21 protein-coding genes are annotated in these 21,419 nt (G+C 72.8%); 14 read left to right on the forward strand and 7 right to left on the reverse strand.

Annotated features, from left to right (window positions below):
* Positions 1 to 2: 2 nt before the first annotated feature.
* Positions 3 to 317: a putative quinol monooxygenase gene (locus ABH940_RS25760; protein ID WP_370072415.1), complete on the reverse strand. Its 315-nt coding sequence runs from the start codon at positions 315 to 317 to the stop codon at positions 3 to 5.
* Positions 318 to 426: 109 nt separating this feature from the next.
* Between ABH940_RS25760 and ABH940_RS25765 the strand changes: the two genes are divergently transcribed.
* Both ABH940_RS25765 and ABH940_RS25770 read left to right on the forward strand, forming a co-directional pair.
* Positions 427 to 798 (forward strand): arsenate reductase family protein, encoded by a 372-nt coding sequence (locus tag ABH940_RS25765; RefSeq protein ID WP_370072414.1) that lies wholly within the window; start codon positions 427 to 429, stop codon positions 796 to 798.
* Positions 799 to 872: 74 nt separating this feature from the next.
* Positions 873 to 1,754: an alpha/beta fold hydrolase gene (locus ABH940_RS25770; protein WP_370106274.1), complete on the forward strand. Its 882-nt coding sequence runs from the start codon at positions 873 to 875 to the stop codon at positions 1,752 to 1,754.
* 21 nt (positions 1,755 to 1,775) lie between these two features.
* Here the strand turns inward: ABH940_RS25770 and ABH940_RS25775 are convergent, their stop codons facing one another.
* From ABH940_RS25775 to ABH940_RS25785, 3 genes are all read right to left on the reverse strand, one after another.
* Positions 1,776 to 3,389 carry a peptide chain release factor 3 gene (locus ABH940_RS25775; protein WP_370072412.1) on the reverse strand — a complete coding sequence of 538 codons (1,614 nt, stop codon included), beginning with the start codon at positions 3,387 to 3,389 and terminating at the stop codon, positions 1,776 to 1,778.
* 95 nt (positions 3,390 to 3,484) lie between these two features.
* Entirely contained in the window at positions 3,485 to 4,573 is a 1,089-nt protein-coding gene (locus ABH940_RS25780) for a Zn-dependent alcohol dehydrogenase (RefSeq protein WP_370072411.1), read from the reverse strand.
* 101 nt (positions 4,574 to 4,674) lie between these two features.
* Entirely contained in the window at positions 4,675 to 6,093 is a 1,419-nt protein-coding gene (locus ABH940_RS25785) for an aldehyde dehydrogenase family protein (RefSeq protein WP_370106275.1), read from the reverse strand.
* A 205-nt stretch (positions 6,094 to 6,298) separates the two neighbouring features.
* Between ABH940_RS25785 and ABH940_RS25790 the strand changes: the two genes are divergently transcribed.
* Positions 6,299 to 6,952, forward strand: coding sequence for a TetR/AcrR family transcriptional regulator (locus tag ABH940_RS25790; protein ID WP_370072409.1), 654 nt, complete (start codon positions 6,299 to 6,301; stop codon positions 6,950 to 6,952).
* A gap of 52 nt (positions 6,953 to 7,004) precedes the next feature.
* Here the strand turns inward: ABH940_RS25790 and ABH940_RS25795 are convergent, their stop codons facing one another.
* Positions 7,005 to 8,636: a phytoene desaturase family protein gene (locus ABH940_RS25795; protein ID WP_370072408.1), complete on the reverse strand. Its 1,632-nt coding sequence runs from the start codon at positions 8,634 to 8,636 to the stop codon at positions 7,005 to 7,007.
* A gap of 122 nt (positions 8,637 to 8,758) precedes the next feature.
* Positions 8,759 to 9,979 carry a PucR family transcriptional regulator gene (locus tag ABH940_RS25800; RefSeq protein ID WP_370072407.1) on the reverse strand — a complete coding sequence of 407 codons (1,221 nt, stop codon included), beginning with the start codon at positions 9,977 to 9,979 and terminating at the stop codon, positions 8,759 to 8,761.
* A 141-nt stretch (positions 9,980 to 10,120) separates the two neighbouring features.
* Here ABH940_RS25800 and lysA point away from each other — a divergent pair, with 141 nt between their 5' ends.
* From lysA to ABH940_RS25840, 8 genes are all read left to right on the forward strand, one after another.
* A complete protein-coding gene (gene lysA / locus ABH940_RS25805) occupies positions 10,121 to 11,419 on the forward strand; it encodes a diaminopimelate decarboxylase (RefSeq protein ID WP_370106276.1) in 1,299 nt (432 codons plus the stop codon).
* A 104-nt stretch (positions 11,420 to 11,523) separates the two neighbouring features.
* Entirely contained in the window at positions 11,524 to 12,999 is a 1,476-nt protein-coding gene (locus tag ABH940_RS25810; RefSeq protein WP_370072405.1) for an amino acid permease, read from the forward strand.
* Positions 13,000 to 13,138: 139 nt separating this feature from the next.
* Complete coding sequence (locus tag ABH940_RS25815; protein ID WP_370072404.1) at positions 13,139 to 13,936, forward strand: ABC transporter ATP-binding protein; 798 nt, start codon at positions 13,139 to 13,141, stop codon at positions 13,934 to 13,936.
* 30 nt (positions 13,937 to 13,966) lie between these two features.
* Positions 13,967 to 14,797 carry an ABC transporter permease gene (locus ABH940_RS25820; protein WP_370072403.1) on the forward strand — a complete coding sequence of 277 codons (831 nt, stop codon included), beginning with the start codon at positions 13,967 to 13,969 and terminating at the stop codon, positions 14,795 to 14,797.
* 41 nt (positions 14,798 to 14,838) lie between these two features.
* Positions 14,839 to 16,158 (forward strand): sensor histidine kinase, encoded by a 1,320-nt coding sequence (locus ABH940_RS25825; RefSeq protein WP_370106277.1) that lies wholly within the window; start codon positions 14,839 to 14,841, stop codon positions 16,156 to 16,158.
* Between the two features lie 59 nt (positions 16,159 to 16,217).
* Positions 16,218 to 16,862 carry a response regulator gene (locus ABH940_RS25830; RefSeq protein ID WP_370072422.1) on the forward strand — a complete coding sequence of 215 codons (645 nt, stop codon included), beginning with the start codon at positions 16,218 to 16,220 and terminating at the stop codon, positions 16,860 to 16,862.
* 129 nt (positions 16,863 to 16,991) lie between these two features.
* The gene (locus ABH940_RS25835; RefSeq protein ID WP_370072401.1) at positions 16,992 to 17,573 is read left to right on the forward strand and encodes a hypothetical protein; all 582 of its coding nucleotides are present in this window, start codon (positions 16,992 to 16,994) and stop codon (positions 17,571 to 17,573) included.
* A gap of 187 nt (positions 17,574 to 17,760) precedes the next feature.
* Entirely contained in the window at positions 17,761 to 18,477 is a 717-nt protein-coding gene (locus ABH940_RS25840; RefSeq protein WP_370106278.1) for a bifunctional DNA primase/polymerase, read from the forward strand.
* Positions 18,478 to 18,495: 18 nt separating this feature from the next.
* Here ABH940_RS25840 and map read toward each other — a convergent pair whose 3' ends face one another.
* Positions 18,496 to 19,353 (reverse strand): type I methionyl aminopeptidase, encoded by an 858-nt coding sequence (gene map, locus ABH940_RS25845; RefSeq protein WP_370106279.1) that lies wholly within the window; start codon positions 19,351 to 19,353, stop codon positions 18,496 to 18,498.
* Between the two features lie 76 nt (positions 19,354 to 19,429).
* Between map and ABH940_RS25850 the strand changes: the two genes are divergently transcribed.
* The 3 genes from ABH940_RS25850 (at position 19,430) to ABH940_RS25860 (ending at position 21,389) form a co-directional block, all read left to right on the forward strand.
* Positions 19,430 to 19,621, forward strand: coding sequence for a hypothetical protein (locus ABH940_RS25850; protein WP_370072398.1), 192 nt, complete (start codon positions 19,430 to 19,432; stop codon positions 19,619 to 19,621).
* A 134-nt stretch (positions 19,622 to 19,755) separates the two neighbouring features.
* Positions 19,756 to 20,718, forward strand: a complete 963-nt coding sequence (locus tag ABH940_RS25855) for a DUF4129 domain-containing protein (RefSeq protein WP_370106280.1) — start codon at positions 19,756 to 19,758, stop codon at positions 20,716 to 20,718.
* Entirely contained in the window at positions 20,718 to 21,389 is a 672-nt protein-coding gene (locus ABH940_RS25860) for a hypothetical protein (RefSeq protein WP_370106281.1), read from the forward strand. Before ABH940_RS25855 ends, ABH940_RS25860 begins: the two co-directional genes overlap by 1 nt.
* Positions 21,390 to 21,419 lie beyond the last annotated feature (30 nt).

The raw sequence follows: 21,419 nt of genomic DNA on the forward strand, positions 1-21,419 counted from the left end.
CGCTACAGCGCGCCCTTGCCGGTGGCGTCGGTCCCGGCCGGACGCGGTTCCAGCACGGTCACGTCGGCGGGTCGCTCGCGCAGCGCGTCGAGCTCCGGGCCCAGCTCGGCGAGGACCGCGCCGGCGGCGTGTGCGTCGAGGTGGGCGCGGGTGGCCCACTTCTCCACCACCACGATCGAGGTGCCGTCGGTGTGCAGGGCGTAGAGCTCGCAGCCGGGCTCGGCGTGCACGGAGTCGACATGGCGCGCGTACGCGGCGAGCGCCTCCTCCAGCTTGCCCGGCTTCGGGTGGACCACGGCGGTGACGACCACGGACATCTGCGGCTCCTTCGTTGCGCGACGCTCTTTCCCAGGCCAACCCTCCCGGCCCGGGACGTGTTCCCGCACGGCCCGGAGCACGGCCCAGGGCACGGCCTACGCTGGCCGTATGGAGATCTGGATCAACCCCCGCTGCAGCAAGTGCCGCGTCGCCGTCGACCTGCTCGACGAGGCCGGGGCGGAGTACACCGTGCGCCGCTACCTGGAGGAGCCGCCGACCGCGGCCGAGCTGGAGGTGGTGCTGGGGCGGCTGGCGCTGGAGCCGTGGGACATCACCCGCACCGACGAGGCGGTGGCCAAGCAGCTGGGTATGAAGGACCGTCAGGCCTGGCCCCGGGACGCGGAGTCGCGCGGCAGGTGGATCGCCGCCCTGGCGGAGCACCCGGTGCTGATCCAGCGTCCGATCATCACCGCCGACGACGGCACCACGGTCGTCGGCCGCACCGAGGAGGCCCTGGCCAAGGTCGTGCCGGGGAAGTAAGTCGTGCCGGGGAGTAATCCGTGCCGGGGAAGTAATCCGTGGCGTCCGCCGCAGGCGCAGGGCATCATCGCCAGATGACCGCCTTCTTGCCCTCGGATAGCGTGCCCTCGGACAGCTTCCTGGCCCCGGACGGAACCCGCCTCGTCTTTCATCGGGAGGGCAGCGGCGAACCGCTGGTCTGCCTCCCGGGCGGCCCGATGACCGCCTCCGGCTACCTCGGCGATCTCGGTGGCCTCGCCGCCCACCGCACGCTGGTGCGGCTGGACCTGCGCGGGACGGGCGCCTCCGCGAAGCCCGCCGACAAGGCGAGCTACCGCGTCGACCGGCAGGTCGCCGACATCGAGGCGTTGCGCGAGCGGCTGGCCGAGGAGCGCGTCGACCTGCTCGCCCACTCGGCCGCGGGCGACCTCGCGCTCCACTACGCCGCCCGCCACCCGCAGCGGGTGCGGTCGCTGGTGCTGGTGACCGCCCGGGCACGGGCGGCGGGGATCGACTTCCCGGTCGAACAGCGCCGCGAGGCACTGCCGCTGCGCAGCGGCGAGCCCTGGTACCCCGAGGTGCTCGCCGCCTTCGAGCGGGCCATGACCGGCGCGGCGTCCGACGCCGACTGGTCGCTGCTCGACCGTCTCGTCTACGGCCGTTGGGACGCCGCCGCCCAGGCCCACGCCGCCCTGGTGGCGGAGCTGTTCGAGGAAGAGGCGGCCGACGGCTACCTCAGCCCCGGCGCCTTCGACGACGCCGAGGCCGTCCGCGCGACGCTGTCCCGGCTGGACATGCCCGTCTTGGTGCTGGCGGGCGAACTCGACCCCTCCCCGCGCCCGTCGGCCGCGGCGCGGGTCGCCCAGATCTTCCCGCGTGGCGAGCTGGTGGTGCAGCCGGGCTCCGGCCACAACCCGTGGATCGATGGCCCGGAGGAGTTCGTCAAGGCCGTCGAGGGGTTCCTCGCGCGGCGGTGAATCTGCCGCTGTGCGCCTTGCTCAGTCCGCCGTGGCGATCAGCGTCTCCAGCTTCACGTCCGGGTTGCCCCGGACGAAGCTGTTGAGCTGCCACTTGTCGCCGAAGAGCGCCAGCATCGCGTTGTCGCTGCGGCGGGTCAGCGGCTCGCCGGTGACCAGACGGGAGCGGTCCAGCACCGCCGCGCCCTCGGCGTCGGTGACGCGGGCGACGGAGTAGGGCAACCGGTCCAGCGAGATCGGCGACGAGAACTCGTGCTCCATCCGGTGCACGACGACGTCGAACTGCATCGGACCGACGGCGGCCAGGACGGGTGCCTGGTCGCCGCGTCGGTCCGAGACCAGCACCTGGACCACGCCCTCCTCGTCCAGCTGCGAGATGCCCTTGCGGAACTGCTTGGACCGGCTGATGTCCTTCGGCCGCGCCACCGCGAAGTGCTCCGGCGCGAACGCGGGCAGCGGCGGGAACTCGGCCTTCTTGCCGACGAAGAGGGTGTCGCCGACGCGCAGCGCGGTCGCGTTGATCAGGCCGACCACGTCGCCCGGGTAGCAGGTGTCGGCGACGGTGCGCTCCGCGCCGAAGACGGTGTGCGCGTACTTGGTGGCCAGCGAACGGCCGCTGGCGGCGCGGGTGACGTTCATGCCGCGCTCGAAGACACCGGAGCAGACGCGCACGAAGGCGATCCGGTCGCGGTGCGCCGGGTCCATGTTGGCTTGGATCTTGAAGACCACGCCGGAGAACGCGTCCTCGACCGCGCGGTGGTCGCCGTTGGCCATCTCCCGCGCGTCGGGGGAGGGGGCCAGGTCCACGACGGCGTCGAGCAGCAGCCGGACACCGATGTTGGTGAGCGCGGAGCCGAAGAAGACCGGGGTGATCTTGCCCTCGCGGAAGGCCTGCGGGTCCCAGCCCGGGCCGGAGTCGAGCGCGAGCTCCAGCTCCTCCAGCGCGGTCGGCCACAGGTCGCCCTCGACGGCCTCGGCCGCGGCGGCGTCCATCCGCTCCTCCGCGGCCTCGTGGGTGCCGCCGGGGACGCGGGTGTACTTCAGGAACTGCTCGGTGTCGCCCGCCTCGACCAGGCCGCGGAAGTTGCCCGCGTTGCCCACCGGCCAGACCTGCGGGACGGGGGTGATCTCCAGGATGTTCTGGATGTCGTCCAGCAGCTCCAGCGCCTCGCGACCGCGGCGGTCCCACTTGTTGATGAAGGTGATCACCGGGACGCCGCGGTGGCGGCAGACGGAGAAGAGCTTGCGCGTCTGCTCCTCCAGACCCTTGGCCGCGTCGACCAGCATGATCGCGCAGTCGACGGCCGAGAGGACGCGGTAGGTGTCCTCGGAGAAGTCGGCGTGACCGGGGGTGTCGACCAGGTTCATCACGTGGTCGCGGTGGCCGAACTGCAGGGCGGCGGAGGTGACCGAGATGCCGCGGTCGCGCTCCAGCTCCATCCAGTCGGAGGTGACGCCGCGTCGCCCGCCCTTGCCGTGCACCGCGCCGGCCGAGGTGATCGCCTGCGCGTGCAGCGCGAGCGCCTCGGTCAGCGTGGACTTACCGGCGTCAGGGTGCGAGATCACCGCGAAGGTGCGGCGACGCGAGGCCTCCGTGAGGACGTGGGCAGCGGTGGCGGGGGAGTCGGTGCTCACGTCGTTCCTCAGGTCCATCGGCGGTCAGGCAACCGCACCACTCTACCGGGCCGAGCGGCCCGACCGAGAAGATGATCAACGTCCGGGCCCCGCGCTCAGAACACGACCAGGGACCGTCCGCCCTTGCCCTCGCGCATCCGGTCGAAGGCGGCCGGGATCTCGTCCAGCGTGATCCGGTCGGTGATCAGCGCCTCCAGGTCCAGCCGGCCGGCGCGGACGTGCTCGGCGAGCACCGGCACGTCGCGCTCGGGCACGCCGTTGCCGTAGACGCAGGCGGTCAGCGTCCGGGCGAAGTGGAAGACCTCCAGCGCCGAGAAGGAGACCTGGTCGTCCTTGCCGCCGATGCCCACCACCGTCGTCCGCCCGCCCCGACGCGTCGAGTTCCAGGCCGTGCGGATCGTCGCTCCGCGCCCGACGCACTCGAAGGCGTGGTCCGCTCCGTGCCCGCCGGTGAGCTTGCGGACCGCCTTGGCGGTCTGCTCGTCGGCGAGCAGGAACTCGGTCGCGCCGTGACGGCGCGCCAGCTCCTCCTTCTCCGGCGTCACGTCCACGGCCACGATCGGTCCGGCCCCCGCGATCCGCAGCGCCTGCAGTACGGCCAGGCCGACGCCGCCGAGCCCGAACACCACCGCGGACTCGCCCTGCCGCACCCGCGCGGCGTTGTGGACCGCGCCGTACCCGGTCAGCACCGCGCAGCCCAGCAGCGCGGCCGAGGTCAGCGGCACGCCCTCCGGCAGCGGGATGATCGCGTTCTCACCGACCAGCGTCTCCTCGGCGAAGGCGGCGACGCCGAGCCCCGGGAAGACGCCGGTGCCGTCCTTCAGGGCGGCGTAGGTCTCCACCGAGGCGGCGTACGAGTTCTCGCAGAGCCACGGCTCGCCGATCTCGCACAGGTGGCAGTGTCCGCATGCCGGGGCCCAGTTGAGCACCACGGAGTCGCCGGCGCGGGCCTTGGTCACGCCCTCGCCGACGGCGACGACCGTCCCCGCGCCCTCGTGCCCGAGCACGACCGGCGTCGCCGCGCGCAGCGTCCCGTTGGAGAGGGACAGGTCGGAGTGGCACACGCCCGCCGCCGCGAGGCGGACCCGGACCTGGCCCGGACCGGGCTCGGGCAGCTCGATCTCGGTCAGCTCCAGCGGGGCGCCCACGGCGGGGAGCAGGGCGGCGCGGACGGTCGTCGTCACGGGAACAGCCTCTCGTGTGTAAGGGGTGGGCCTGGGAGTGCGGTGGCTCAGAACTGCAGGGACGCTCAGAACTGCAGGGACGCTCAGAACTGCAGGGACGCTCAGAACTGCAGGGACTTGGTCTGCAGGAACTCCGTCAGACCGTGCCTGCCGAGCTCGCGGCCGACGCCGGAGCCCTTGTAACCACCGAAGGGGGCAAGCGGGTTGAACCGGCCCCCGTTGATGTCGATCTGCCCGGTGTCCATCCGGCGGGCGAAGGCGACCGCCGTCTCCTCGTCGGCCGCCCAGACGCCGCCGGCCAGGCCGTACTGGGTGCCGTTGGCCAGCTCCAGCGCGTGCTCCTCGTCGCGGTAGGGGAGGATGCACAGCACCGGGCCGAAGATCTCCTCCTGAGCCACCGTCATCTCCGGGGTGACGTCCGCGAGTACGGTCGGCCGCACGTAGAAGCCGCGGTCGCAGACCTCCGGCGCGTCGGTGCCGCCCGCGACCAGCCGCGCACCGGCGTCCAGGCCGGCCTGGATGTAGCCGCGCACCCGCTCGCGCTGCTTGGCGTTGACGACCGGCCCGAGCCGGGTCGCCTCGTCGGTCGGGTCGCCCGGCACGTACTTGGCGGCGGCCTTGGCGGCGACGGCCACGGCCTCCTCGTACTGGTCCTGGTGGACCAGCAGCCGGGTCCACGCGCTGCACGTCTGGCCGGAGTTGGCGAAGACGTTGCCGACGTTGACGTTGACTGCGCGGACCAGGTCCGCGCCCGGCAGCACGACGTTGGCGGACTTGCCGCCGAGCTCCAGCGCGACGCGCTTGATGCCGCGCCCGGCCTGCTCGGCGATGGACCGCCCGACGGCGGTCGACCCGGTGAAGGAGACCAGGTCCACGTCCGGGTGCGCGGCGAGCGCGGCGCCCGCGACGGTGCCGACGCCGGTCACCAGGTTGAAGACCCCGGCGGGCAGCCCGGCCTCGTGCACGATCTGCGCGAAGAGCCGTGCCACGAGCGGGGTGTCCTCGGCGGGCTTGAGCACCACGGTGCAGCCGGCGGCGAGCGCGGGGACGACCTTGGCGACGATCTGGTGCAGCGGGTAGTTCCACGGCGTGATCGCCGCGACGACGCCCGCGGGCTCGGCGTAGACGGTGGAGTTGCCGACGCGCTCGCTGAACTCGAAGTCGGCGAGGGTCGACAGGTAGCTGCCGGCGACGCCGAGCGGCAGCCCGGCCTGCACGGCGGTCGCGAACCCGATGGGTGAGCCGAGCTCGGCGGTCACGGTCGCGGCGATCTCGCCCTGACGGGCGGCGAGCCCGTCCCTGATCGCGGTCAGGTGGCCGAGCCGGGTCTCCTTGTCCGTCGCCCCCCACGTCCGCGCAGCCGCTCGTGCGGCGGCGACGGCCGCGTCCACGTCCTCGGCGGTCCCCGCGGGGACGGTGGCCAGCGGCTCCTCGGTGGCGGGGTTCAGCACGGTGATCGCGCCCCCGCCGCGGGAGGGGGTCCAGCCGCCGTTGATGTACTGGTCGCTGTAGGTCTCCACCGCGAGTCCCTCCGGGCCGGGTCGTGAAGTTAATTAGCGATGCTAGTTAAATCTCTCGTGGGCCGGGATGCAAGGTCCCACGTGGGTGCAGCGGGTCACGTTGCAACTTCCGCGCATGCGGTTGCGTACCCGGCTTTGGCCAAGAGTTCCCAGGCTGACCCCATAGACTCGCAGAATGCGATCGGATGCCCGGGAAGGGGCCCCTGTGAAGGCCAAGCGCGTACCGCGGGCCCAGCGCGAGCAGCAGATGCTCGACGCGGCCGTGCGGATCTTCTCGCGCTCCGGGTACCACGCGGCGTCGATGGACGAGATCGCGGAGGCCTGTGACGTCTCCAAGCCGATGCTCTACCTCTACTTGGGGTCCAAGGAGGAGCTCTTCGCCGCCTGCATCCGGCGCGAGGCGGACCGGATCATCAGCGCCTTCGCCAGCGCCGCCGACCCGTCGCTGGATCCGGGGGAGCAGCTGTTCCGCGGGCTCACCGCGTTCTTCGGCTTCGTGGCCGAGCACCGGGAGAGCTGGATCGTCCTCTACCAGCAGGCCCGCGCCCAGGGCGAGCCGGTCGTCGAGGACGTCACGGCCGCGCGCCGCGAGGTCGCCTCCGCCGTCACCGCCCTGCTGCGCCGCGCGGTCCGGGAGGCGGCGGGCGAGCACACCCACCGCACCGACGGTGAGGACGTCGGCCCGGACCGGGGCGAGGCGGCGGCGATAGCGCAGGTGATCGTCGGCGCTGCGGACGCGCTGGCGGGCTGGGTCCTGGACACCGGCCCCGAGCCGCCCGAGGAGACGGCCCGGCGCTTGATGTCGGTCATCTGGATCGGCCTCGAACCCCGCCTCCGCGGCGCCCGCTACGAGGGCTGAGCCCAGGCCCTGGGGTCGGTCACCCGCGGATCACCTGCGGATCACCCGCGGATCACCGTCCCAGCACCGCCATGGCCGCGTTGTGGCCGGGGATGCCGCTGACGCCGCCGCCGCGCGGGGCGCCCGCGCCGCAGAGGAGCAGGTTGGCGGCGTACGGGGTGCCGACGCCCCAGCGGCCGGCCCTCGGTGACGCCGCCTCGGCGGCCTCGGCGAAGGGCAGGACGAGGGGGCGGTGGAAGATGTTGCCGCCCGGGAGGCCCAGGTCGGCGTCGAGGTCGAGCGGGGTGCGGGCCTCGACGCAGGGGCGGCCGTCGGCGTCGACGGCCAGGCAGTCGGCGATCGGCTCGTCCAGCACCGCGTCCAGCGGGGCCAGCACCGCCCGCAGGGCGGCCTCCCGCAGTGCTGACTCGTGCTGGGCGTCGCGGGTCGACTCGGCGAAGAGGCGCGCGGGCTGGTGCAGCGCGAAGAGGGTGAGCGTCTGGTAGCCGCGGGAGCGGAGCTCGGGGCCGAGGATGCTCGGGTCGGTCAGCGAGTGGCAGTAGACCTCCGACGGCGCCGGGCTCGGCAGCGAGCCGTCGGCCGCCTGCCGGTAGGCGGTCTCCAACTGCCGGTAGGACTCCGCGATGTGGAAGGTTCCCGCGAAGGCCGCGTGCGGGTCGACGGACCTGTCGCGGAGCCGGGGCAGTCGGGTCAGCAGCATGTTGACCTTGAGCTGCGCGCCCTCGACCGACTCCTGCGGCGCGGTGTCGCCGACCAGTCGGGCCAGTTCGCGCGGAGCGGCGTTGCACAGCACGTGGTCCGCGCCGACGGTCCGCTCCGCCCCGCGCGCGTCGACGAAGCGCACTTCGGCGCTGTGGCCGTCGGCCTGGACGGAGGTCACCTCACAGTCCGTCAGCAGCTCGGCTCCGGCGGCTCGCGCGGTGGCGGTGAGCGCGCCGGTGACCGAGCCCATCCCGCCGACCGGGACGTCCCAGTCGCCGGTGCCGTTGCCGATCACGTGGTAGAGGAAGCAGGCGTTCTGACGCAGCGACGCGTCGTGTGCGGAGGCGAAGGTGCCGATCAGCGCGTCCGTCAGGACGATGCCGCGGACGACGTCGTCGGTGAAGACGGCCTCGACGGCCTCGCCGATCGGCCGCTCGAAGAGGGCCTGCCAGGTCTCCTCGCCGGCGGCGTCGGCGACCAGCTTGTGCAGCTGGTCGCGGTCGGGCAGCGGCTCGGTGAGCGTCGGGAAGACGGCGTCGGCGACCTTGCGGGTGCGGCCGTAGAACTCCTGCCAGGCGGCGAACTCCCGGTCCCCGCCGGTCAGCGAGCGGAAGCCGGCCGCCGTGGCCGCGTCGTCGCCGTTGTCGACCAGCAGGCCGTCGCCCGCGCCGTAGGGGGTGTAGGAGGAGTAGCGGCGGCGCTTGAGGTCCAGTCGCAGGCCGAGGTCGCTGACGATCTTCCGAGGCAGCAGGCTGACCAGGTACGAGTAGCGCGACAGCCGGGCGTCGACGCCCGCGAAGACCTGGGCGGAGACGGCCGCGCCACCCGCGTGGTCCTGGCGCTCCAGGACGGCGACCCGTCGCCCGGCACGGGCGAGGTAGGCGGCGGCGACGAGACCGTTGTGGCCTCCGCCGATCACGACGACGTCGTAGCGGGAACTCGCGAGGGAACGGGCGGGCGCGGATGCGGCGTTCGGGTTCATGGGGACGGTCCTACCAGTGCTTTCCGGCGTGCCACCAGGTTCGTGCCGGTCATCAATGCCGGCTGGATCAGCCGGATTTCGCCTGGACGTCGGCGGCTCCCGGTCGGCCCGGCCGACGGGACCTACCGCGGCATCCGCAGCTGGAGCCAGCAGGAGAGCCGGTCGTCGGGGTGGTCCAGGTCGATGTCGAAGAGCTCGCCCGCGCGCCGCAGCCGGTACTTGAGCGTGTTCGGATGGATGGTCAGTTTGGCCGCCGCCTCGCCGATGTTGCCGACCGCGTCGAGCCAGGCGGTGACCGAGGCGGCGAAGGACGTGCCCTTGGCCCGGTCGTGCTCCAGCATCGCGTCGATGCCGGGGTGGCGCAGCCGGGGACGGCGGGCCAGCTCGTCGGCGACGTGCGCGAGCAGCACCCGCGCGTGGGTGTCCTGCAGTGTGGCGAAGCCGGGCGCCTTCGGGTCGGCGGTGGTGACCCGGAGCACGTCGTCGACCTCGGCCCGCAGGTCGGGCAGCTCCTCGGGCCCGTAGGCGATCCGGGAGGCGGCGGCGCGCAGCGGTGTCTCCATGCTGAGGTCCAGCACGGCGGCGGCCTGCTCGCCCAGGCGGCGCGCGGTGGCGAACGCGGAGACCGCGTCGTCGAGCGGCAGCAGCACGTAGACGGTGCGGCCGACGGTGGCCACCGAGGCCTCCGCGTGGACGGCCGGCCAGTGCCGGGTGGACGACGCGGCGAGCCGGACCAGCAGGTCGTCCCCGGCCGCGTCGCCCGCGTCGAGCACCGGCGCGAAGCCGAGCAGCGCGAGCGGGCGCTGGCCGGGCAGTCCCAGCTCGAAGCGGACCTCGCGCGCGGTGCGCCTGCCCCGGAGCGCGGCGCGCAGTGCGTCCTCGCGCGCCTGGACGTCGAGCTCCGCGGCGCTGCGGCGGCGCAGCATGTGCAGCGCGGCCAGCCGGGCGCCGTCGACCATGGCGCGCTCGCCGTCGGCGTCGATCGGGTTCTCGCCCTCGATGGCCCAGATGGTGCCGAGCGGCCGGTGCCCGGCGCGGATCGCGACGGCGGCGCGCGGCAGCTCCGTCTCGGCCAGGACCGGCAGCCGGACCACGCCCGGCGCGGCCATGACCGCGCGGTACTGGGACAGCTGCTCGGGCTGGTGGTTCGGGACCCGGCGCTCCAGGATGCCCCGGCGGCGGTGCTCGTCGATCCGCTGGTCGGGCAGGGTCGAGTAGGCGAGGATCCGGTGGTCCAGGTCCTCGATGGCCACGGCCCCGCCGGTGACCGCCCCGATGGCGTCGGCCAGGGCGTACAACTCCTCGCTTGTCCCACTATGGGTCGGCAGATTCGCCATCTTCATGCAGCGATCTTAGGCGAAATCGCCAATGACTGGACATGACGTGGGCCTGAACATAAGGCGAGCACTTTTCGGGGGAGTGACAACAGAAGCCAAAAATGCGGAAGAACCCGCATGACACGGGACAGACGCGAGGAGATGCCCATGGCGGCGCAGCGGGATCCAGCGGCTGATCTGGTGGGCCTCTTTCCGCCCGGCACGACTCTCGACGGATCGGGTGCCCTGGTCCTCGGCGGCGTCCCGGCCTCGGAGCTCGCCGCGACCTACGGCACCCCCGCGCTGGTCGTCGACGAGGCCGCGATCCGCGCCCGTGCCCGCCGCTATGCCGACGGTCTGGCCGCGCGCTGGCCGAACTCCCGCGCGACCTTCGCGTCCAAGGCCTTCCCCTGCACCGCCGTCTACCGGCTGCTGGCCGAGGAGGGCCTGGGCATCGACGTCGCGGGCGGCGGCGAGCTGACGCTCGCCGTCGCCGCCGGGGCGGACCCGGCGGGACTGGTCGTCCACGGCAACGCCAAGACCGAGGAGGAGCTGCGCCTCGCCGTCGAGGCGGGCGCGGGCACGATCGTCGTCGACAACTTCGACGACATCGACAAGCTGGAGTCGATCCTCCGCGACACCCCGAACGCCACCACCGGCGGCGAGCAGGGCGTGCTGGTCCGGGTGACCCCGGACATCCGCCCCGACACCCACGAGGCGATCTCCACCGGCCAGAACGGCTCCAAGTTCGGCCTGCTGCTGCCCCAGGCCCGTGCGGCCATCGCCCGGCTGCGCGCCAGCGACCGGCTCCGGCTGGACGGCGTCCACGTCCACGTCGGCTCGCAGATCCTGGACACCGCGCCGTTCGCGCAGGCCGTCGAGGCCGTCGCCGAGCTGGGTGAGTTCGCCGTCTACGACCTGGGCGGCGGGCTCGGCTCCCGCTACACCTACGCGGACCGGCCGCCGACGGTGGAGGAGTACCTGGACGCGATGATCGACGTGGCCAAGCGGCTGCTGCCCGCCGACGCGCGGATCCTGATCGAGCCGGGCCGCTCGATGGTCGCCGAGGCCGGGGTCTCGCTCTACCGGGTCGTCTCGGTCAAGCGCGGCGGCGGCCACACCTTCGTCGCCGTCGACGGCGGCATGGGCGACAACCTGGAGGTCTCCCTCTACCAGGAGCGCTTCGAGGCCGCCGTCGCCGCCCGTCCGACTGGCGAGGGCGAGCAGTGCCGCCTGGTCGGCCGCCACTGCGAGTCCGGCGACACCCTCAGCGCCGGCGTTCCGCTCCAGGACCCGCAGGTCGGCGACCTGATCGCGGTCCCGGTCACCGGCGCGTACACGTACGCGCTCAGCAACAACTACAACGGCGCCCGCAGGCCCCCGGTGGTCTTCGTCAAGGACGGGGCGCACCGCGCCGTCGTCCGTCGCGAGACCTACGCCGACCTGATGCGCCGCGACCTGCCGTAACCCCCACCCGAGCTGAGGGCTCACCCCCACGCACTTCCCCGTCCCGTACCTCACGTCCGGGAACGGCGAACCACCCGCCCTGCCCAGTGAAAGGCCATGTGCCAATGCCCCCGAACGATGTGAGGCTCCGCCAGCAGATGCTGCGGCGCAAGCCGGTAGCGGCCTTCCTGGCCGACTCCGAGGCGGCGGAAAGCCAGCAGGGCGGCGGGCTGCGCCGGACCGTGGGCACCTTCCAGCTCACGATGATCGGCGTCGGGGCGACCATCGGTACGGGCATCTTCTTCACCCTGAGCACGGCCGTTCCCGAGGCGGGCCCGGCCGTCATCCTCTCCTTCGTGATCGGTGCGATCACGGCCGCGCTGACCGCCCTCTGCTACGCGGAGCTCACCTCGGCGGTGCCGGTCTCCGGCTCGTCCTACTCCTACGCCTACGCCACCCTCGGCGAGTTGGCGGCCTGGGTGGTCGGCTCCTGTCTGCTGCTGGAGTACGCCGTCTCCGGCTCGGCGATCGCGGTGAGTTGGGGCCAGTACCTCAACGACCTGACCAACCGGCTCTTCGGCGTCACCATGCCCGCGGCGATCTCCGCGCCGCCCGGCGACGGCGGTTACGTCAACCTGCCCGGCGTGGTCCTGGTGGTGCTCTGCTGCCTGCTGCTGATGCGCGGCTCCAAGGAGTCGACGCTGATCAACACGATCATGGTGCTGATCAAGCTCGCCGTGCTGGTCCTGTTCGTGATCATCGGCATCACCGGCTTCCACTCGGCCAACCTGCACCCCTTCGCCCCGATGGGTTTCGCCGGCATCAGCGCCGCCGCCTCCTCGGTCTTCTTCTCCTTCATCGGACTGGACGCCGTCTCCACGGCCGGCGAAGAGGTCAAGAACCCGCAGAAGACCCTGCCGCGCGCGCTGATCGGCGCGCTGGTCGTGGTCACCGCCTTCTACTGCGTGGTCGCCCTGGTCGGCGTCGGCGCGCAGAAGTGGACCTTGTTCAACGGCCAGGACGCGGGCCTCTCCGCGATCCTGCAGCGGGTCACCGGCCAGAACTGGCCCGGCGCGCTCCTCTCCGCCGGTGCGGTCATCTCCATCGTCTCGGTCACCCTGGTCGTCATCTACGGCCAGACCCGCATCCTCTACTCGATGGGCCGCGACGGCATGCTGCCGCCGGTCTTCCGCAAGGTGAACCCGCGCACCGGCACCCCCGTCGGCAACACCCTGATCGTCGGCGCGTTCATCGCCGTGCTGGCCGCCTTCGTGCCGCTGGACTGGCTGGCCAACCTGACCAGCATGGGCACCCTGGTGGCCTTCGCCGTGGTCTCCGTCGGCGTGATCGTGCTGCGGGTGCGCGAGCCCCTGCTCAAGCGCGGCTTCAAGGTCCCCGGCTACCCGGTGGTCCCGGCGCTGTCCGTGGTCTTCTGCCTCTACCTGATCTGGAACCTGCCCGCCAACACCTTCCTGCTCTTCGCGGGCTGGCTGGTGCTGGCCCTGGTCGTCTACTTCGGTTACAGCCGCAAGCACTCGCGGCTCGGCCGCGAGAAGGACGACGAGCAGGCGCTCGCCACCGGGCCGGTCATGGCCGACTGATTTCCGCAGCACCGCGCTGACCTGCCCTTTCGAGAGTCACGACGTGCAGTCACCCGTCCCGGGTTCGTGGTAGCCCCACCTCCCGGAACGGGTGGCTGCGCCCTCGTCCGGCCCTGCCCGTGCTCGGCAGGGTGGAGGCATGACCTCCTCCCGATCCACCCGGTCCGCCCCACCCGCCGTCGAGGCGCGCAACCTGACCCGTCGTTACGGCGGCCGGGCCGTCGTCGACTCCCTCACCTTCCAGGTCCGACCGGGCCAGGTCACCGGCTTCCTCGGCCCCAACGGCGCGGGCAAGTCCACCACCATGCGGCTGCTGCTCGGGCTCGAACGCCCGGACGCGGGCCAGGCGTTGATCAACGGCCGCCGCTACGCGGAGCTGTCCCGCCCGCTCACCGAGGTCGGCGCGATGCTGGAGGCCAAGGCCTTCCACAAGGGCCGCACCGCCCGCAAGCACCTGCTCTGCCTGACTCAGTCCCAGGGCCTGCCGGCCGACCGCGTCGACGAGGTGCTGGCCCTGGTCGGCCTGGCCGAGGCCGCCGACCGGCGGGCGGGCGGCTTCTCGCTCGGCATGGCCCAGCGCCTCGGCATCGCCGCCGCGCTGCTCGGCGACCCGCGCATCGTGATCCTCGACGAGCCCGTCAACGGCCTCGACCCCGAGGGCATCCTCTGGATCCGCACCCTGATCAAGCGCCTCGCCGCCGAGGGCCGCACCGTGCTGGTCTCCTCGCACCTGATGAACGAGATGGCCGTCACCGCCGACCACCTGCTCGTCATCGGCCGCGGCCGACTCCTGGCCGACTGCAGCACCGCCGAGTTCATCGAGCGCCACACCGACCCGGACGTCTACGCCGCGACGCCGGAAGTCGCCCGCCCGGCACTGCTGGAGGAGGCGTTCATGCGCCTGACCGCCGACAGCGTCCAGTACGCCGCCGCCTGACCCGGCCTGAGCCAGAGAGGATCCGTCGACATGACCACCGTTGCTGCCGTTCCGACCGGACCGGCCACCACTCGGCACACACCGGACTTCCGCGACCTGCTGCGCAGCGAGCGGACCAAGTTCACCAGCCTGCGCTCCACCTGGTGGTGCCTGGGCGTGCTGACCGTGCTGGGCATCGGCTTCAACATCCTGGTGCCCGCGCTGATCACGAGCAGTTGGAACACGATGGGCCCCGGCACCCGGCAGGACTTCGTCCGCGACACCCTCGGGCTGGTGCTCCAACCCGGCGCGCAGTGGGCGCAGATCGCCGCCTGCGTGCTCGGCGTGCTCTTCGTCGCCTCGGAGTTCTCCACCGGGATGATCCGCTCCACCATGCTGGCCACGCCGCGCCGGACGCCCGTGCTCGCCGCCAAGGCCGCCGTCTTCGCGGCCGTGCTCTTCGTGCTCGGCGTGCTGATCGCACTGCCGTCGCTGCTGATCGGCTCCTCGATCACCGCCGCCCACGCCTCGCTCCCGCTGGCGGACCCGACCACCGTGCGCGGTGTGCTCGGCTTCGGCGTGTACCTGGCGCTGACCGGGGTGCTGGCGCTGAGCATCGGCGCGCTGATCCGGCACACCGCCGGAGCGGTGACGACCGTCCTGGCGCTGCAGTTCGTCCTCCCGGCCGCGTTCCAGGCTGTGCCCGGGAACGTCGGCGCCCACATCGCGCAGGCGCTGCCGGCCGCGGCCAACGTGATGCTCGGCAGCGGGCACAACGCCTCGGACGTCTACTCGCCGTGGCAGGGCGCGCTGATCCTGCTCGGCTGGACGGCCGTCCTCTACGCCGCCGCGCATCTGACGCTCCGTCGACGCAACGTCTGAACGCTGCAGAGCCGTCGTCGCACAGCTCGTGCGATCAAGGAATGAGCGAGACTGTGCCCATGTCCGCGCAGCCGTCCGAGTCCGTGAACGCCGGGAGCGTCACCCTCCGGGCGCTGCGGGAACCCTTCTCCGCGCGCACCTGGCGGGAGCTGCTCTACTCGCTGCTGAGCGCGCCCTTCGCCCTGGTCGGCCTGGCCGCCGTGCTGGTGACCTGCGTGCTGGGGCTGCTCTCGGCCGGGGTGCTGCTGCTGCCGCTGCTCCCGCTCTTCCTGGCGCTGGACCGGTCCTTGGCCGGTGCGTACCGGGGGACGGCGCGGGTGCTGCTGGGTATCGAGATCCCGGCGCCGCCGAGGCCGCCGAGCGGCCACGGATTTCCCGGCTATCTGGTCCGCAACCTGGCCGATGTGGCGTCCTGGCGGGCCGTCGGCTATCTGGCGATCCGCTTCCCGCTCGGGCTGGTCCAGTTCGTGCTGGGCTTCGTCTGGTGGGTCTACGGCACGGTCTTCCTGCTCTACCCGCTGATCTGGCAGCTCCAGGCGCAGACGGCCGCCCACCCGGGCGACGCGGGCCTGGCGATCGCCGGCTTCGCCTTCGACACCTGGCCGCGCGCGCTGTTGGTGGTCCTCTTCGGCGCCCTGGTGCTGCTGGCCTGGCCGTGGGTGGCGCGGGCGCCACTGGCGCTGGACAAGGCGCTGATGCTCCGGCTGCTCGGCCCCTCCCGGGCGCAGCAGCGGGTCGCCCAGCTGGAGGAGACCAGGGAACTGGTCATCCACGAGGCCGCCGCGACGCTGCGCCGGATCGAGCGCGACCTCCACGACGGCGCGCAGGCCCGCATCGTCGCGCTGGGCATGCGGTTGGGCCGGGCCGAGTCCCGGCTGACCAGGGGCGAGCCGGAACGGGCCGCCGAACTGATCGCCGAGGCCCGCGCCGAGACCCGGGAGATCGTCCAGGAGCTGCGCGAACTCGTCCGTGGCATCCACCCGCCGGCGCTCGACTCCGGTCTTGAGGCCGCGCTCACCACGCTCGCCGCACGCGCGCCGCTGCCCACCACGGTGCGGGTCGCGGTCGCCGGGCGACCGCAGGCGGCGGTCGAGACGATGCTCTACTTCGCCGCCGCCGAGCTGCTCGCCAACGCGGCCAAGCACGGTGCGGCGCGCTCGGCGTCGATCGCGGTGCTGGAGGGCGACGGACGGCTCCGGCTGCTGGTGACCGACGACGGCCAAGGCGGCGCGACGCTCGCGGGCGCGGGCTCCGGCCTGCGCGGCCTGGCGGAGCGGGTCCGGGTCGCCGACGGCTCCCTCGTCGTCGACAGCCCGCCGGGCGGCCCGACCACGGTCACGGTCGAGCTCGACGGGTGCTGACGGGTCGCCGACGAGCTGCTGACGAGCATGGATGACAGATGACAGAGGAGAGGGACCGGATGCGCATCGTCGTCGCCGAGGACACCGCGATCCTGCGGGTGGGCCTGGTGCAGCTGCTGGAGGACGAGGGCCACGAGGTGGTCGCCGCCGTGCCCGACGCGTCCGGGCTCCTCGCGGCCGCTGCCGAGCACGCGCCCGACGCCGTCATCAGCGACGTCCGGATGCCGCCCACCCACACCGACGAGGGCCTGCGCGCCGCGATCGAGCTGCGGCGGCAGCGTCCTGGCCTGCCGGTGCTGATCTTCTCCCAGTACGTGGAGACGCAGTACGCCGCGCGGCTGCTGGCCAGTGGCTCGGCGGGCGTCGGCTATCTGCTGAAGGAGCGGGTGCTGGACACCGCCGACTTCGTCGACGCGTTGGAGCGCGTCGCCACGGGCGGCACCGCACTGGACCCGGAGGTGGTCACCCAGCTGGTCGGCGCCAGCCCGGCCCGGGGTTCGCTGGACCGGCTCAGCCCGCGCGAGCAGGAGGTGCTGGGGCTGATGGCCGAGGGACGCTCCAACGCGGCGATCGCCGCGCAGCTGGTGGTGACCGAGCGCGCGGTGGAGAAGCACGTCGCCAACATCTTCCTCAAGCTGGACCTGCCGGTGTCGGGGGCGGACCACCGGCGGGTGCTGGCCGTACTGCGCTATTTGGGGGCGTGAGTGCGAGGCTGCGGGGCGCGCAAGCGCAGCTCGCGTCGGGATCACTCGTTCGGGCGACAGTAGCGCGCCGGAGCGCCGGGGACATGTGAGCGTTGCCCAAGACGTGCCCGAACCAACGGAGGCCTCACTGTGTCGCTGCAAACCGCTCGCGTCCGTACGTCCCTCGTCGCCCTGACCACGGCAGGCGCGCTGCTGGTGCTGCCCGCCTGCTCGTCCGGCAGCAAGTCGGCCAGTGGCAGCATCAACGCCGGTCAGGTCGCCGCGACCGCCTCGCCGACCAGCAGCGCGGACCGGGTCAAGCTGGCCAAGACCAAGTTCGTGCTGAACGCCTCGCTGGCGGCGGGTGCGGCCTACCAGTGGCTCTACAAGCCCTTCAAGGCGGGCACGTTCAAGAAGGGCGCCAAGGGCCGGACCCTCGCCCTGGTCAAGGGCGCGCTGGCCGGTGGTTTCACGTACAACCGGCTGAAGGCCGCGCTCAACGACGCCAAGGGCGACCCGACGCTCTCCAAGGCGACGGACGCGCTCTCGGGCGCGGTGGACAGCCTGAAGAACCTGCCGCAGAAGATCAAGGGCGGCAACGCCACCGACGCCGACTTCAACCAGGTCAACAACGTGGTCGACAGCGTGAAGAAGACCGGCGCGGCCAACGGTCTGAACGTGACCAACCAGGTCCCGGCCGCGAGCCAGCTGACCCAGATGGTCAACAGCTGAGCCGTCCGGCCCCGCAGTCGGGGTGTTCGTGCCCAACTCCAGGTGCCCGTGCGCGTGATGGGAACGGTGGGTGAGACCCATCTCTCGTCCCGGACGGGCACCGTTGGCACATGTCGGGTGCCGCGCAGCCGTATCCTGCTCTGTACGTGCCCCGGTGATCCCGGGCGCGGGCGCGAAAGGGGCTCGAGTGGATTCGGCGGGCAGGATCGGCGCCTTCTGGCGCAGGTGGGTCCGTCCGGGCGGTCGCCCGGCCGAGGCGGATGCCGCTGCGGAACGCGCCAGACGGCTGTGCGCGTTGCTCGACGCCGCACGGGCCGGTTTCCCGGTCGCCCCGGCCGCGCACGCGGTCGACTTCCGATGTTCCTGTGAGCGGGTCGGCTGTCCGGCTCCGGCCCAGCACCCGCTCTCCTTCGCCTGGAAGACCCAGGCCACCACCGACCCGGACCAGATCGCCCACTGGCTCAGCCGGGACCCCGACGCCAACGCGATCACCCCGACCGGCCGGGTCCACGATGTCCTGGACGTCCCCGCCGAGGCCGGCCGCCTCGCCCTCGACCGGCTCGCCGAGGCCGGTGTCGCCGCCGGACCGGTCGCCTCGGTCGGCCAGGACCGCTGGCTCTTCTTCACCACGACCCGTTCCCCGCTGGACGAGGACGAGTGGTGGACCTCCGAGCTCGACACCCTCCCCGAGGACGACCAGATCGACCACCCCGGACTGCGCTGGCACACCCGCGGCAGCTACGTGCTGCTGCCGCCGTCCCGCCTGGTCGACGGCACCGAGGCCGGGTGGATCCGCGGCCCCGAGGAGCCGCTGCCGGACCCGGTCCGCCTGCTCGACGTGCTCACCGACGCCTGCTCCGCGGTTGGCGCCCCGGCGCTCGGCGAGCAGTGGATGATCCGCTGAGCCCCGTCCGCCCAGCCGTTACGGCAGCGTCAGGATCTCCGAGCCGGTCTCGGTGACGACCAGCGTGTGCTCGAACTGGGCGGTGCGCTTGCGGTCCTTGGTGACCACGGTCCAGCCGTCGTCCCAGACGTCGTGGCGGTGGTCGCCCAGCGTCAGCATCGGCTCGATGGTGAACGTCATGCCCGGACGCATCACCGTGGTCGCGTAGGGGCTGTCGTAGTGCGGGATGATCAGCCCGGAGTGGAACGACGTGTTGATGCCGTGCCCGGTGAAGTCCCGGACCACGCCGTAGCCGAAGCGCTTGGCGTAGGACTCGATCACCCGGCCGATCACGTTGACCTGCCGTCCCGGCTTGACCGCGGCGATGCCGCGCCGCGTTGCCTCGCGGGTCCGTTCGACCAGTAGCTTGGACTCCTCGTCCACGTCGCCGACCAGGAAGGTGGCGTTGAGGTCGCCGTGGACGCCGTGGATGAACGCGGTCACGTCCAGGTTGACGATGTCGCCGTCCTGCAGCACGGTCGAGTCCGGGATGCCGTGGCAGATCACCTCGTTGACGGAGGTGCAGATCGACTTGGGGAAGCCCCGGTAGCCGAGGTCGGACGGGTAGGCGCCGTGGTCGCACATGTACGCGTGCGCGATCCGGTCCAGCTCGTCCGTGGTCACGCCCGGTGCGATCACGGCGGCTGCGGCGTCCATCGCCCGGGCGGCGATGCGCGAGGCGATCCGCATCTTCTCGACGGTCTCGGCGGTCTGCACCTCGGGACCGGTGTAGGGCGTGGGTGCCTTCTTGCCGACGTACTCGGGCCGCGGGATGTGGGCCGGGACGGTACGGGTGGGCGAAAGGGTTCCGGGGACGAGATGCGCCATGGTGGTCATCCTAGTCAGGCGGGAAGCATCACCCTGGACGACAGCGACAGCGACAGCGATACAGCACGAGCAGCAGGAGGACGCGATGGCGAAGCAGCCGACCGGCAAACCCGGCGAGTGGTTCTGGTGTCTCAAGCACGCCGCGGTCGAGGAGGGCCCGGAGTGCCCGGCGCGCAACCGGCTCGGCCCCTACCCGACGGCGGAGGCCGCCTCGCACGCGCTGGAGCGCGCTGCCGAGCGCAACGAGGAGTGGGACAACGACCCGCGCTGGAAGTAGCCCGCGCGAGCAGTGATCCGCCCGAGACGGGACGTATACGCCCCTTCCCGGGCGAATCCCTGATGCCCCCCTGACGGGGGTGGCGCAGCTGTGGCAGGGTGTCCCCACAACAGGGGCGAGCCGGGGGAACGTACGTGGCACAGCGCAGTCAGCAGCGGCGGAAGGGCGCGCGCCTGGGTGCGGTGTTGACGGCGGCGGTGGCGCTCGCCCTCGCCGCGCTCTCGCTCAACGCCGCGCAGGGCGCCTCGTCCTACGGCATGGGCCCGGTCAAGTCGGACTGGCCGCTGGCGATCCTGGCCGTGGTGGTGCTCGCCTTCGTGCTGGTGGGACGGTTCCGCGCCTGGCAGGACCGGGCGACGGAGGCCGGGCCGGTCCGCGACAGAATCGATTCCCTGGTCGTGCCCGGGGTGGTACTGGCCGCCGTGGTGACCACCGTCGGGCTCACGCTGCTCGGCACGCACACCCCGGGGGCCGACGAGTTCCCGGAGCAGCCCGGCGTGATGCCCAGCCTCACCCCGCACCCCGGGCCGTCACAGGCACAGGAGCCGGTGACCCAGCCGGGCCGGTCGGGCGGGGGAGCGCACCTGCCGTTCTCGCTCTCCACCCTGCTGCTCGTGGTGCTGGCCCTGGCCGGGATCGCGCTGGTGGTGGCGCTCGCCGTGATGCTGAGCCGGTGGGTCTCCGTCGGCTCCCGCACCGGGCAGGCGCTGGGCGCCGAGCCGGTCGTGGGGGAGCCCGAGGAGGCGCTGGCCGAGGCGGTGACGGCCGGTCAGCAGGCCCTCGCCGGATCGGATGCGCGCGCCGCGATCATCGCCTGCTACGCCGCCATGGAGGACTCGCTGGCCGAGGGCGGCCTCGGCCGCCGTACCGCAGACACCCCGGCTGAGCTGCTCGAACGGGTGGTGCTCTCCGGCGCGGTCGACGAGGTGTCGGTGCGGACGCTCACCGACCTGTTCCGCGAGGCCCGCTACTCCACCCACCCCATGGCCGAGCACCAGCGCGACCAGGCCGGCGCCGCGCTGGACGCCATCGCCGCCGCGCTGGCCCGGGCCGCCGCCGAGGGCGGGATCCGCGTGCCCGAGGAGGCCGAGCTCTGATGGCCGATCACCCGCCCGCCCGGGCAACCGCCGCTCCGGACGCGGACACGCACGCACAGACGCAGGCACACACGCAGGCACCTGCAGACGGGGACACGGACGGGGACTGGGGCCGGGACGCGTCCGCGCGCTCACGTCTGCTCGGCGCGGACGGGGTGCCGCTGCTGATCCTGCTGGGCTTCGGGGCCGTCTGCGTCGCCGCGCTCGGGCTGGTCGGCGGGGTCGCCGGCGCGTCGGTGGGCGGCGCGGTGCTGGTCGGCGCCCTGTTCTGGGGGACGCGCTGGGCGCTCGGCGCCTCCGGCATGGATAGCGGCTACCGCCGTCGTACCCGGCTGGCCGTCGGTCGCGAACCCACCCTGCGCTACTGGGGCCTGGCGCTCTCCGATGCGGCCAACACTCCCGAGGGCTACGGCCTGCACCTCTACCCGCTGCTGCTGCGCCTCTACGAGGTGCGGCTCGCCGAGCAGCACGGCATCTCACTGCGGGCGCAGCCGGAGCGCGCCGCCGCCGTGATCGGCCGCGAGCTGTGGCCGTGGCTCGACCCGCGCCTGCCCCGTACGCCCAGGGCGCTGCGCGTCGCCCGCGCCGCCGGGACGCAGGACCTGCCGATCTCCCGGCCGGTGCCACAGGCGGTGCTCGAAGCGCTGGTGGCCCGCCTGGAATCCCTCTGAACGACGCTTACCTGACCCGCCGAAGACCCG

The sequence above is a fragment of the Streptacidiphilus sp. BW17 genome (genome assembly GCF_041262485.1).
In the GTDB taxonomy this organism is placed as follows: Bacteria; Actinomycetota; Actinomycetes; order Streptomycetales; family Streptomycetaceae; genus Streptacidiphilus.

Bases quoted from the DNA above. Each gene is read 5' to 3' on its own strand.
- ABH940_RS25860 (WP_370106281.1), top strand. From the start codon at position 20,718: ATGGCCGATCACCCGCCCGCCCGGGCAACCGCCGCTCCGGACGCGGAC.
- ABH940_RS25770 (WP_370106274.1), top strand. From the start codon at position 873: ATGACCGCCTTCTTGCCCTCGGATAGCGTGCCCTCGGACAGCTTCCTG.
- ABH940_RS25850 (WP_370072398.1), top strand. From the start codon at position 19,430: ATGGCGAAGCAGCCGACCGGCAAACCCGGCGAGTGGTTCTGGTGTCTC.
- ABH940_RS25800 (WP_370072407.1), bottom strand. From the start codon at position 9,979: ATGAAGATGGCGAATCTGCCGACCCATAGTGGGACAAGCGAGGAGTTG.
- ABH940_RS25810 (WP_370072405.1), top strand. From the start codon at position 11,524: ATGCCCCCGAACGATGTGAGGCTCCGCCAGCAGATGCTGCGGCGCAAG.
- ABH940_RS25795 (WP_370072408.1), bottom strand. From the start codon at position 8,636: ATGAACCCGAACGCCGCATCCGCGCCCGCCCGTTCCCTCGCGAGTTCC.
- ABH940_RS25815 (WP_370072404.1), top strand. From the start codon at position 13,139: ATGACCTCCTCCCGATCCACCCGGTCCGCCCCACCCGCCGTCGAGGCG.
- ABH940_RS25825 (WP_370106277.1), top strand. From the start codon at position 14,839: ATGAGCGAGACTGTGCCCATGTCCGCGCAGCCGTCCGAGTCCGTGAAC.
- ABH940_RS25820 (WP_370072403.1), top strand. From the start codon at position 13,967: ATGACCACCGTTGCTGCCGTTCCGACCGGACCGGCCACCACTCGGCAC.
- ABH940_RS25760 (WP_370072415.1), bottom strand. From the start codon at position 317: ATGTCCGTGGTCGTCACCGCCGTGGTCCACCCGAAGCCGGGCAAGCTG.
- lysA (WP_370106276.1), top strand. From the start codon at position 10,121: ATGGCGGCGCAGCGGGATCCAGCGGCTGATCTGGTGGGCCTCTTTCCG.
- map (WP_370106279.1), bottom strand. From the start codon at position 19,353: ATGACCACCATGGCGCATCTCGTCCCCGGAACCCTTTCGCCCACCCGT.
- ABH940_RS25765 (WP_370072414.1), top strand. From the start codon at position 427: ATGGAGATCTGGATCAACCCCCGCTGCAGCAAGTGCCGCGTCGCCGTC.
- ABH940_RS25830 (WP_370072422.1), top strand. From the start codon at position 16,218: ATGCGCATCGTCGTCGCCGAGGACACCGCGATCCTGCGGGTGGGCCTG.